Raw genomic sequence first — 12,380 nt, 5'->3', positions numbered from 1 at the left:
AGGTAGCGAAATTCCTTGTCGGGTAAGTTCCGACCCGCACGAATGGCGTAATGATTTGGGCACTGTCTCGGCAGCAAATCCGGTGAAATTGAAGTGCAAGTGAAGATGCTTGCTACCCGCGGTTGGACGGAAAGACCCCGTAGAGCTTTACTGTAGCTTAGCATTGAATTTCGGTATTGTCTGTACAGGATAGGTGGGAGACTTAGAAGCGAGAGCGTCAGCTTTCGTGGAGTCGTCCTTGGGATACCACCCTGATAGTACTGGAATTCTAACTGGCGGCCATGAATCTGGTCACAGGACATTGCTAGGTGGGCAGTTTGACTGGGGCGGTCGCCTCCTAAAAGGTAACGGAGGCGCCCAAAGGTTCCCTCAGCGCGGTCGGAAATCGCGCGTAGAGTGTAAAGGCAGAAGGGAGCCTGACTGCGACACATACAGGTGGAGCAGGGACGAAAGTCGGGCTTAGTGATCCGGTGGTTCTGTATGGAAGGGCCATCGCTCAACGGATAAAAGCTACCTCGGGGATAACAGGCTGATCTCCCCCAAGAGTCCACATCGACGGGGAGGTTTGGCACCTCGATGTCGGCTCGTCGCATCCTGGGGCTGTAGTCGGTCCCAAGGGTTGGGCTGTTCGCCCATTAAAGCGGCACGCGAGCTGGGTTCAGAACGTCGTGAGACAGTTCGGTCCCTATCCGCCGTGGGCGTAGGAAATTTGAGAGGAGCTGTCCTTAGTACGAGAGGACCGGGATGGACTGACCTCTGGTGCACCAGTTGTTCCGCCAGGAGCACAGCTGGGTAGCTATGTCGGGAAGGGATAAACGCTGAAAGCATCTAAGCGTGAAGCCCACCTCAAGATTAGATTTCCCATAGCGTAAGCTAGTAAGATCCCTGGAAGACTACCAGGTTGATAGGTCAGAGGTGTAAGTGCAGCAATGCATTAAGCTGACTGATACTAATAGATCGAGGGCTTGATCAAATATTAATTCACTGTGCAATTTTGAAAGAATAATTCAAATATTCTTCTTGAATTTGTCAACAAAATTCAAAAAAGAAAACTCCTCAGCATAGCTGATGAGTACTGATTTGTTAGCAAAATCAGAGATTTTGACAAATCATGCATCTGGTTATTATGGCTTGAAGGCAACACCCGTACCCATTCCGAACACGAAGGTTAAGCTTCAAAGCGCCGATGGTACTGCACTGGAGACGGTGTGGAAGAGTAGGTCGTAGCCAGGTAAATGTTCCGCGATAGCTCAACGGTGGAGCACTCGGCTGTTAACCGATAGGTTGAAGGTTCGAATCCTTTTCGCGGAGCCATTTTTATTTTTTGATAGAATAATTAGTAATTAATATAAATCTTAAACTTTTATATAAAAAGTTTAAGATTTTTTTTATTTGGAAGGATATTTTCTGTAAATGTAGAATTATTTTAAGTAATATAGACCAGCAATTAATAATAAAATTAACTAAGTAGAAAATTGAAACTCATCATAAGTTTAGACTCTTCTGCTGCAATAAATTAACAATTTAATAATATAGTCTAATTAAAAACATTATTTAGTAACTTAGAAGGTTACAGATAAGGGGGAATTATTTTATGAAAAATTACTGCACCCAAGATTTAAGGAATATTGGATTAATTGGACACAGCGGCTCAGGGAAGACTACACTTGCTGAAGCTATACTATTTCATACAGGAACTAGTGATAGGTTTGGCAGAGTTGAAGATGGAAATACACTTAGTGATTATGATCCAGAAGAAAAGAAAAGAAAGATTTCAATAGCTACTTCAATTTTGCCATGCAAATGGAACAATGTGAAATTGAACGTAGTGGATATGCCTGGATACTTTGACTTCGTAGGAGAAACTATACAAGGATTAAAAGCAGCTGATATGGCTGTAATTACAGTGTCAGCTAGATCCGGAGTAAAGGTAGGCACAGAAAAAGCCTGGGATTATGTTAATAAATATAATATGCCCAGATCATTTTTCATAAACAAATTAGATACAGAAAATAGTGATTTTGAAAAAGTGTTATTACAACTTAAAGAACAGTTTGGCATTTCTGTTGTACCAATCCAATACCCTGTTGGAAAAGAAAACGATTTTATAGGAATTATAGATATCATATCTAGAAAAGCAAAAGTATATAATACAAAAACTAAGCAAATAGAAGTTTCCGAAGTTCCCGATGAATATATAGAAAAAGTTGATGAATATAAGAAAATGATAATGGAATCAATAGCTGAAACAGATGAAATACTACTAGAAAAATATTTTGATGAAGGTACATTAAGTGATGAAGAAATTTATAACGGTCTTCAAAAAGGTACAAGATCAGGAGAAATAGCTCCAGTGGCTTGTGGCTCTGCTTATTTAGGAATAGGAATAAAAACTTTATTAGACGATATAATTGCCTGTTTCCCATCTCCAATGGAGTCAATACCGATTAAAGCTATTAATTTAGATAAAGATAAAAAATTAGAAATCTCTGTTGATGAAAAGGCACCTTTTTCTGCTTTTGTGTTTAAGACCATTGCAGATCCTTTCGTAGGTAAGTTATCTTTATTTAAGGTTGTTACTGGAAAGGCTAAGGCTGATTCTGTTGTATACAATGCAAATAAGAAAAAGCATGAAAGAATTGGTGCTATGTATTACTTAAGAGGAAAAGAACAAATACAGACAAATGAAGTATTGGCAGGAGATATTGGAGCTGTATCAAAATTACAGTATACTAGTACAGGTGATACATTATGTGAGTCTGAATCATCAATATGTTATGAAGAAATTAAGTTTCCTAAGCCATTAATTTCAATGGCTGTATTAACAAAATCAAAAGGTGATGAAGATAAAATATCGTCTGGATTAAATAAACTCTTAGACGAAGATCCTACAATAAGTATTAAAAGGGATTTAGAAAATGCAGATACAATAATATCAGGAATAGGTGAAACTCATTTAGAAATAATAGCAAATAAACTGAAAAATAAATTTGGAGTAGAGGTAGATCTTCAGATACCTAAGATACCTTATAGAGAAACTATAAAAAAACAAGCAGATGTACAGGGAAAACATAAGAAGCAGACAGGTGGACATGGACAATATGGAGATGTAAAAATAAAATTTGAACCTAGAGATGATGGTGGAGAAGATTTATTATTTGTAGATAAAATTGTTGGCGGTGTCGTTCCAAGACATTATATACCTGCTGTCGAGAAAGGGTTAAGGGAAGCTATGAGACATGGAGTATTAGCTGGTTACCCTATTATAGGATTAAAAGCAACACTTCATGATGGATCCTACCATCCAGTAGATTCATCTGAAATGGCATTTAAAGTAGCAGCTTCAATTGCTTACAAAAAAGGAATTCAAGAAGCAAATCCTGTTTTACTAGAGCCTATTATGCATGTTGAAGTGGAAGTTCCTGATGATTTTATGGGTGATGTTATAGGAGATATAAACAAAAAACGAGGAAGAGTATTAGGTATGGAATCAGATAAAGGAATGCAAAAGATTATTGCTGAAGTTCCTATGGCGGAGATGTTTAAATATGCTACAGATTTAAAATCAATAACCGGTGCTAGAGGCAGCTTTGAAATGAGATTTGAAAGATATGAGGAACTTCCAGCTACTGAAGCTGAAAAAGTGATAAGCAAAGCAAAAGAAAAAGAATAGAAATTTACAAAATTAGCTAAAAAGCTCTGGAACTTTATAAAATTCCAGAGCTTTTTTTTAATAATTTTTACATAAAACTTCGAAGTAACTTTGAGGATGTAGACATGCTGGACATACTTTAGGTGCTTCAACACCTTCATAAATAAATCCACAGTTTCCACATTTCCATAGAGTAGTTTCAGCTTTTTTAAACACTTCATTGTTTTCAATATTAGCAAGTAATTTTCTATATCTTTCTTCGTGAGCTTTTTCTACTTTTGCAATGTTTTTAAAAGTTAGAGCTATATCGCTAAAACCTTCTTGTTCAGCTACGGCTGCAAAAGTTGGGTATAATTCTGTCCATTCTTCATTTTCTCCACCAGCAGCATAAGCTAGGTTAGCTTTTGTATCGCTTAGGCCAACTGGATATGATGCATTAATTTCTATTGCTTCACCATGTAGATTTTCATCTTCTAATATATGTTTTAAAAATCTTTTTGCATGCTCTTTTTCATTTTCAGCAGTTTCCATAAATATGTTTGAAATCTGAACATATCCATCTTTTTTTGCTTGAGATGCATAATATGTGTATTTCATTCTAGCTTGAGATTCTCCGGCAAATGCTTTCATTAAATTTTCAGCGGTTTTAGTTCCCTTTAAATTTTTCATAAACAATTCCCCCTAATAAAGAGTATTTAATTTATCCAACTATTATAAATTATAACATTTAGAGTTAAATATATCAAATAACTAAAAGTTAATATTATTTAACTATGATTGTTTACATAACGATTTTTGCAAATATCAGTAAGTGTAATATCTAATATCATTAAAATTAGCTTTATTCAATAACATATAGCTTTCAAAGAAATAAGCTTAAATGAATATTTAAAGTACAAATTGCAAAAAATAAATAAAAACAAATCGAAAGGGCGAGTTTTATGTCAGAATATAAACTAGATATTTTGGGCAAAATTAATTTAAGTGATTATAGTAAGATAGATGATTATATGGGAATAGTTGATGTAGATGATAAATTTACAATAACATTAAATAACGAAAGTATAGAAAACTCAGATATTATATATAACATGTTAAAAAATAATAATTTTAATATTTCTTCTAAAGGAGGAAGTAAGGATGGAAAACTACGGATCTCAGCAGCAAGAAACAAGAGGTAATATTGTAAGGGTACCTCACTATTATCAAAATGTAGAGACAAATCTTACAGGAAAATATCATACTATGGGAGAATACAGTGGAGATATCCCTACACTGAATACAGTAGCTCAAGGATATGATAGAAATGAAAAATTAAGAGAAATATTAGGAAATAATCTTCTTTAGCAATTTTGGCTTTATACATATTTATGTATAAAGTCTTTTTATTTTTAGGATATGTTTTAAATAGATGTTGATTTTTATGTTAATTTAAAACTTTCCGTTAGTAGGACAAGGTTATTTTTATATTGACACCAATGTAAAACAATGTTATTATCTTTTTATAATTTATTACATTAAAGCGTTAAATTAATAAAGTGAGGGATGGGGATATGGCAAAGTGGAGAAGGTATATACCAGATGGAATGAAAGATATTCTTTTTGATGAATGTGATGCAAAATTAATGATAGAGGAATCATTAAGAAAGGTATATAGATATAGTGGTTTTTCAGAGGTAATTTCACCTACATTAGAATTTTATGATGTATTTAATTCGGATAATCAACCAATTCCACAAGAAAAAATGTATAAATTATTCGACAATACAGGAAGAATACTTGTTTTAAGACCTGATATGACTACACCTATAGCAAGGATTACATCTACTAAAATAAAAGGATGTGCTTATCCCTTAAAACTTTGCTATACGTCTAATATTTTTAGAATAAATGAAAACTTAAATGGTAAAATAAGCGAGATAACTCAATCAGGGGTGGAAATAATAGGAACTAAAAATGTAAAGTCTGATGTAGATATTATAATTACAGCTATAAGTGCATTTTTAGATTTAGGTCTTAAAAACTTTAAAATTGAAATTGGGCAGGCAAATTTTTTTAAAGCTCTGATAGAAGATATTCAGATGAATGAAGAAGAGTTGGAGAAAATTAGAAGCTTAATAGAAGATAAGAACTATGTTACTCTTAGCAATTTATTAAAAGAAAAAGAGTGCAATATTTCTAAAGATAGTATTGATATATTAGAGAAGTTACCTCAATTATTTGGAGGTATCGAAATCGTATATAAGGCTAGAGAACTAACTAAAAACCAAAAAGCGTTAGAAGCATTGAATAATATTTATGATATTTATGATGTTATAAATGAAATAGGGCTAAGTGAATATATATCCATTGACCTTGGTATGGTACAAAATATTGATTATTACACTGGCATAATATTTAGGGGTTATGTAGATGATGTTGGTGATTATATATTAAGTGGTGGAAGATATGATAATCTAATACAACAATTTGGACTTAAGCTTCCAGCTACCGGGTTTGCAATTAATGTTGATAATGTAATGGTGGCTTTAAGAAGACAAGAGTCTTTAATTACTCAAAATAGTAAAAAAATTCTTATATTTTATAATAATAAACTTTTAAAGAAAGCTTATGAACTGATGAATATAATTCGAGAAAAAGGATTGATTTGTGAACTAAGTCTATTCGAAGAGGAAGAAAAGTCTTTAGAATATGCAAAAGGGAATAAGGCATCTGAAATGATTAGTATAATAGATGATAAAAATATTAGGATATATGATACTTCTGATGGAGAAGGTAGTCTTTTAGGAATTGATAAGTTCATATCGCAGTTATAAGTTTTAAAAGTTTGAAATATATAATTGGCTAATGAAAAGTTGGGGTGGTTTATTTGAAGAAGGTAAAAATAGCATTAACAAAGGGAAGACTCGAAGAGAAAGCTCTTAGTATATTTAAATCTATTGGTATAGATTTAAGTGAATTAGAGTGTAAGGGGCGCAAACTTATATTTCAATGTAAAAATAGTGATTACAATATAGAATTTTTTCTTGTGAAGGCGCCAGATGTAACCACATATGTTGAATACGGGGCAGCTGATATAGGTATAGTTGGGAAAGATACATTAATGGAGACAAGTAAAGAGTTCTATGAAGTACTAGATTTGAAAGTAGGTAAATGTAGATTTGCATTAGCAGCTTTACCAGAATTTAATTTGAATAAAGGATATAATAGAAAAAAAATAGCTACTAAATATCCTAATGTGGCAAGAGAATATTTCAGAAAAAAAGGATTTGATGTTGAGCTTATTAAAATAGAGGGTTCAGTAGAACTAGCTCCCTTAGTGGGACTTGCTGATGCAATAGTGGATATAGTGGAAACAGGTTCTACCTTAAAAGAAAATGGACTTATCATAGTAGATGAAATATGTCCTATAAGTGCCAGAATGATAGTAAACAAAGCAAGCATGAAAACAAAGCAAGAAGAAGTTGGTAAGATAATTGAAAAGACAAGTGAAGTAGTTAAAAAGTATATGGATTAAAAGGGGGACAGAAAATGATTGATATAGTAAAGGTAGATAAGAAAAATAAAGATTATTATACCGAGGATCTTAAAGATAGGGCAGAAGCAGTACAAAAAGAAGTAATTATAGCTGTGGAAGAGATATTGGAAGATGTAAAGAAAAATGGGGACAATGCAGTTGTTAAATATACTAACAGATTTGATAGTGAATTAATTAATTCACAAAATGTAAGAGTAAGTGTGGATGAAATAAAAAAAGCATATGAGATTGTGGATAAAAAATTTATAGAAGCTATTAAACTTTCAAAAGAGAATGTATGGTTTTATCACGAAAAACAAAAGCAAAAATCATGGATGGTTACAAAAGAAGATGGCATAATGCTAGGGCAACAAGTCAGAGCATTAGATATTGTAGGAATATATGTTCCAGGTGGAACAGCAGCATATCCTTCATCAGTTATAATGAATACAATTCCAGCCAAGGTAGCTGGAGTAAAAAAGGTGGTTATGGTAACTCCACCATCTAAAGATGGAAATATAAATCCTAATATATTAGTTGCAGCTGATATTGCTGGAGTAGATGAAATATATAAGGTTGGAGGAGCCCAAGGGGTAGGGGCTTTAGCTTATGGAACAGAAACTATACCTAAGGTAGACAAAATTGTAGGACCAGGAAATATATACGTTGCAATGGCAAAGAGAAGTGTCTATGGGTTCGTGGATATTGATATGATAGCAGGTCCAAGTGAAATACTAATTATATCAGATGAAAATGGAGATCCTAAATTAATTGCAGCAGATTTAATGTCTCAAGCTGAACATGATATACTTGCTTCAGCAATTCTAGTAACAACATCAAATGATTTAGCGCTTAAGGTAAGAAATGAATTGGAAAGACAGGTTAAGACTCTGTCAAGAAAGGATATAATTTGTACTTCTATTAGGGATTATGGTGCAATATTTGTTGTAGATAATATAAAAGATGCTATAGAAATATCCAATATAATAGCACCCGAACATTTAGAAGTAATGGTTGAAGAACCATTTAAAATTTTAGGCGAGCTTAAAAATGCTGGTTCAATATTTTTAGGAAAATATGCCCCTGAGCCACTAGGCGATTATATGGCAGGTCCAAACCACGTATTACCAACCAGTGGAAGTGCAAAATTCTTTTCTCCATTATCAGTAGATGATTACATTAAGAAATCCAGCTTTATATATTATTCAGAGGAAGGCTTGTCTAAAGTTAAAGATCAAATAGTCACTATTGCAGAAACAGAAGGATTAACAGCACATGCAAATTCTATTAAAGTGAGGTTTGAAAAATGATAGAGAAATTTTTCCGACAGGATATTAAAAATTTTAAACCTTATGAAGTTGGAGAAGGAACTTTTAATATAAAATTGGATGCTAATGAAAGTTTTATAGAGTTTCCATTAGATTTGAAAGAGCAAATAGCATCAGCAGTAATTAATGTACCATTTAACAGATACCCAGATCCAAATTCTAAGGCATTATGCAAGCTTTATAGTGAGTTTATAAAAGTAGATGAGAAAAATATAATTGTAGGGAATGGTTCTGATGAGCTTGTGCAAATTATTGTAACTACTTTCTTAGATAAAGGAGATAAGCTATTTGTGGTGAGTCCTGATTTTTCAATGTATCAAGTATATGCAGAAATACGTGGAGGAAAAGTGGTAAGTCTTGATTTAGATAAAAAATTCAAACTTGATGTGAATTTATTAATAAATAAAGTTGCTATGGAAAAGCCAAAGATATTAATCCTTTCAAATCCTAATAATCCTACTGGTGGAATAATACCAGAAGAAGATATTATAAAAGTAATTGAAAACTGCAATTGTATAGTTATAATAGATGAAGCCTATGTTGAGTTTTATGGTAAATCTTTAGTAAATAGAATAAAAGATTATGATAACCTAATAGTTTTAAGAACCTGCTCAAAGGCACTGGGAAGTGCAGGGTTAAGACTTGGATTCTTAATAACTAATGAAATTTTGTTGAAGGAAATAAAAAAAGTTAAGCCTCCTTTTAATGTGAATTCTATAAGTCAGGCTATAGGAGTAGTAATCCTAAAAAATCGCATTTTTATTGAAGAGAGCATAAGCAGGATAATTGAAGAAAAAAGTTATCTTTATGAGGAGCTAAATAAAATAGAGGATATAAAAACATATCCTACAGAAGCAAATTTTATATTAATAGAAACCTATAATGCAGATAAGATAAACAGAAAATTAATAGAAAAAGGAATTAAAGTAAGAAAGTTCAATGAAGGTAGACTCGAAAACTGTTTAAGAATAAATGCAGGAAGTAGAGAAGAGAATGAAGCTGTACTAGGAGTACTAAGAGAAACACAAAAAGTAAATAGATAAATTGGGGTGATGTTATTGGAAAGGAGAGAAGCAGTCTTTTCTAGAAAAACAGGAGAAACAGATATAAATATAGTATTAAATTTAGATGGTGAAGGCAATTATGAAGGGGATACTGGTATAGGGTTTTTCAATCATATGCTTAACTTAATGACAAAACATGGACTTTTAAATCTTAAAATAGATGCTAAAGGAGATTTAGAAGTAGATGGGCACCATACAATAGAAGATTTAGGAATAGCACTAGGAAAGTGTTTCAAAAAAGCTATAGGAAATAAAGTTGGAATTAAAAGATATGGAACAGCCTTTGTGCCAATGGATGAGACTTTAGCTTCAGTTTCAATGGATATAAGCGGAAGACCATATGTTGTATGCAATTTTAACTTTACTGTAGAAAAAGTTGGACAAATGGATACTGAGCTAGTGGAAGAATTTTTAAGAGCTTTTGCTTTTAATGCAGAGATAACGTTACACTCAATAATCCTATATGGAAAAAATAATCATCATATGATTGAAGCTGTATTTAAAGCATTAGGAAGAGCTATGAGGGAAGCTGTAGACATAGATGAAAGAATAAAAGGGGTTATGTCAACTAAGGGAAGTATATAGGACTAGCAACTATATAAGTAATAGCTTGGTATAAAGTAGATAGTTACTAGCGGAAAGTAATTTAGGATTAGTGGCTAGGTATCAAAGAACGGGGAGTTGAGATTGGTGATTGCAATTGTAGATTATGGAATGGGAAACTTAAGAAGCGTTGAAAATGCACTAGATTCATTGGGGATAAAATCTATTATTACAGATGATAAGGAATTAATATTAAATAGCGACGGAATAATACTTCCAGGGGTAGGAGCTTTCCCAGATGCTATTGATAATATAATAAAATCCGGATTAGATACTATTTTAAGAAAAGCCGTAGAAGAAGACAAATTTATTCTTGGGATTTGTCTTGGAATGCAGCTATTATTTGAAGAAAGTGATGAGGGGAAAAATAGCAAGGGGCTTGGATTTTTAAAGGGAGAAATAGAGAAAATAAAAGGTGATTTGAAGATACCTCACATGGGATGGAATAGCCTAGTTTATAATAAAAAAAGTCCTATATTAAGTGGTATAGAGGAAGGAAGTTATGTATACTTTGTTCACTCATATTATGCAGAAGTTAGTGAAGAGAATATACTAAATGCTTATGTAGATTATGGAGTTAAAATTCCAGGGGTAGTAAGTAAAGAAAATATATATGGATTGCAATTTCACCCAGAAAAAAGCGGAGATATAGGATTAAGAATGTTAAAGAACTTTGGGGAGATGGTTAAATGATTATTTTACCTGCTATAGATTTAAAAGGTGGAAAGTGTGTAAGGCTTTATAAGGGAGATTTCAATAGGTTAGAAATAGTAGCCAACAGTGCTGTAGATACTGCAGAGTACTTTAAAAAGTGTGGAGCAGAATATATACACATGGTTGATCTAGATGGAGCATTAAAGGGAAAAGGTGTAAACATAGATTTGGTTTCCAAGGTTATAGAAGAGGTTAAAGTACCTATAGAGTTAGGGGGAGGAATAAGGGATATAGAGACTATAGATTATTTAATACAAAGGGGAATAAGCCGTGTTATATTAGGGACAGCTGCTCTTAATAACCCTAAGTTGGTTAAAGAATCAGTTAATAAATATGGTGAAAAAATAGCTGTTGGAATAGATGCAAAGAATGGATACGTTGCTGTAGATGGATGGATAAATATTAGTAAAGTGGATTATGTTGATTTTGCTAAAGAAATGGAAGCTATAGGTGTAAAAAATATAATATTTACTGATATAAGCAGGGATGGAACACTAACTGGACCTAACATTAGCGCTTTGGAGAAACTTAAAGAAAATGTATCTTGTGATATTACTGCTTCTGGGGGAATTAAAAGCATTGATGATGTTAAAAAAATAAAAGAAATGAATCTTTATGGTGTAATTATTGGGAAGGCTATTTATTCAAAAACTATAGATTTAAAAGAAGCAGTAACTCTAAGTAAAGAATAAGAGGGGGTAAACTATGCTAACTAAAAGAATAATACCTTGCCTGGATGTGGATATGGGAAGAGTAGTTAAAGGTGTAAATTTCGTAAATTTAAAAGATGTTGGAGATCCAGTTGCCATTGCTGAATTTTACAATAAAGAAGGGGCAGATGAATTAGTATTTTTAGATATTACAGCAACACATGAAGGAAGAGCTACTATGATAGATGTAGTTAAAAGAACTGCGGAGAAGGTATTTATACCACTTACAGTAGGGGGAGGAATTAAAACATTAGATGATTTTAAAGAAATTTTAAGAGCTGGTGCTGATAAAATATCAATAAATTCAGCTGCTATAAGGAATCCAATACTTATAAAGGATGCATCAGAGAAGTTTGGCAGCCAATGCGTTGTAGTTGCTATTGATGGCAAGAAAAGAGAAAATGGTTCTGGATGGAATGTATTTATCAATGGAGGACGAATAGATACTGGACTGGATGCTATAAAATGGTCTAAAAAAGTTGAGGAATTAGGTGCAGGAGAAATTCTATTAACAAGTATGGATGCTGATGGAACAAAGCAAGGATATGATGTAGAATTTACAGATGCTGTGTGCAAAGCTGTGAATATTCCTGTAATTGCATCAGGAGGGTGTGGAAAACTTCAGCATTTTGTTGATGTATTTAAAGAAAGTGGAGCAGATGCAGCACTGGCAGCTTCATTGTTTCACTTTAGAGAGTTAACTATTAATGAAGTAAAAGAATATCTTAATAAGGATGATATTGAAGTAAGATTTTAAAATAGAGTCGCTGGTCACTGAAAAGTTTGGAGGTG

12 protein-coding genes, 1 tRNA gene and 2 rRNA genes (1 of these 15 cut by a window edge) are annotated in these 12,380 nt (G+C 32.9%); 14 read left to right on the top strand and 1 reads right to left on the bottom strand.

Annotation, left to right across the window (positions count from 1 at the left end; translation table 11 throughout):
• The 4 genes from ACWW38_RS08385 to fusA all read left to right on the top strand — a co-directional run.
• Positions 1-973 (top strand): 23S ribosomal RNA (locus ACWW38_RS08385); it begins 1,930 nt to the left of the window's first position.
• Positions 974-1,116: 143 nt separating this feature from the next.
• A 5S ribosomal RNA gene (gene rrf / locus ACWW38_RS08380) occupies positions 1,117-1,233 on the top strand.
• A gap of 6 nt (positions 1,234-1,239) precedes the next feature.
• Positions 1,240-1,314: transfer RNA gene (locus tag ACWW38_RS08375), tRNA-Asn, on the top strand.
• A 280-nt stretch (positions 1,315-1,594) separates the two neighbouring features.
• Positions 1,595-3,673 carry an elongation factor G gene (fusA, locus tag ACWW38_RS08370; protein WP_456260329.1) on the top strand — a complete coding sequence of 693 codons (2,079 nt, stop codon included), beginning with the start codon at positions 1,595-1,597 and terminating at the stop codon, positions 3,671-3,673.
• Between the two features lie 57 nt (positions 3,674-3,730).
• Here fusA and rbr read toward each other — a convergent pair whose 3' ends face one another.
• Entirely contained in the window at positions 3,731-4,321 is a 591-nt protein-coding gene (gene rbr, locus ACWW38_RS08365) for a rubrerythrin (protein WP_456260328.1), read from the bottom strand.
• A gap of 272 nt (positions 4,322-4,593) precedes the next feature.
• On the opposite strand from rbr, the gene ACWW38_RS08360 reads away from it, so the two are divergent.
• From ACWW38_RS08360 to hisF, 10 genes are all read left to right on the top strand, one after another.
• Positions 4,594-4,833, top strand: coding sequence for a hypothetical protein (locus ACWW38_RS08360; RefSeq protein ID WP_456260327.1), 240 nt, complete (start codon positions 4,594-4,596; stop codon positions 4,831-4,833).
• The gene (locus ACWW38_RS08355; protein WP_456260326.1) at positions 4,793-4,999 is read left to right on the top strand and encodes a hypothetical protein; all 207 of its coding nucleotides are present in this window, start codon (positions 4,793-4,795) and stop codon (positions 4,997-4,999) included. Before ACWW38_RS08360 ends, ACWW38_RS08355 begins: the two co-directional genes overlap by 41 nt.
• 206 nt (positions 5,000-5,205) lie before the next feature.
• Positions 5,206-6,468: an ATP phosphoribosyltransferase regulatory subunit gene (locus tag ACWW38_RS08350; protein ID WP_456260325.1), complete on the top strand. Its 1,263-nt coding sequence runs from the start codon at positions 5,206-5,208 to the stop codon at positions 6,466-6,468.
• Positions 6,469-6,521: 53 nt separating this feature from the next.
• Positions 6,522-7,169 (top strand): ATP phosphoribosyltransferase, encoded by a 648-nt coding sequence (gene hisG / locus ACWW38_RS08345; protein ID WP_456260324.1) that lies wholly within the window; start codon positions 6,522-6,524, stop codon positions 7,167-7,169.
• Between the two features lie 14 nt (positions 7,170-7,183).
• Positions 7,184-8,479, top strand: coding sequence for a histidinol dehydrogenase (gene hisD / locus ACWW38_RS08340; RefSeq protein WP_456260323.1), 1,296 nt, complete (start codon positions 7,184-7,186; stop codon positions 8,477-8,479).
• Positions 8,476-9,540, top strand: coding sequence for a histidinol-phosphate transaminase (gene hisC / locus ACWW38_RS08335; RefSeq protein WP_456260322.1), 1,065 nt, complete (start codon positions 8,476-8,478; stop codon positions 9,538-9,540). The genes hisD and hisC overlap by 4 nt, the downstream gene beginning before the upstream one ends.
• Positions 9,541-9,555: 15 nt before the next feature.
• Positions 9,556-10,146, top strand: coding sequence for an imidazoleglycerol-phosphate dehydratase HisB (gene hisB, locus ACWW38_RS08330; RefSeq protein WP_456260321.1), 591 nt, complete (start codon positions 9,556-9,558; stop codon positions 10,144-10,146).
• A gap of 96 nt (positions 10,147-10,242) precedes the next feature.
• Positions 10,243-10,857 carry an imidazole glycerol phosphate synthase subunit HisH gene (gene hisH, locus ACWW38_RS08325; protein WP_456260320.1) on the top strand — a complete coding sequence of 205 codons (615 nt, stop codon included), beginning with the start codon at positions 10,243-10,245 and terminating at the stop codon, positions 10,855-10,857.
• Complete coding sequence (gene hisA, locus ACWW38_RS08320; protein ID WP_456260319.1) at positions 10,854-11,570, top strand: 1-(5-phosphoribosyl)-5-[(5-phosphoribosylamino)methylideneamino]imidazole-4-carboxamide isomerase; 717 nt, start codon at positions 10,854-10,856, stop codon at positions 11,568-11,570. The genes hisH and hisA overlap by 4 nt, the downstream gene beginning before the upstream one ends.
• A 13-nt stretch (positions 11,571-11,583) precedes the next feature.
• Positions 11,584-12,345 carry an imidazole glycerol phosphate synthase subunit HisF gene (gene hisF / locus ACWW38_RS08315; protein WP_456260318.1) on the top strand — a complete coding sequence of 254 codons (762 nt, stop codon included), beginning with the start codon at positions 11,584-11,586 and terminating at the stop codon, positions 12,343-12,345.
• Positions 12,346-12,380 lie beyond the last annotated feature (35 nt).

This window comes from Clostridium sp. JNZ J1-5 (assembly GCF_053901425.1).
This window is presented reverse-complemented; position numbering and strand designations above follow the sequence as displayed.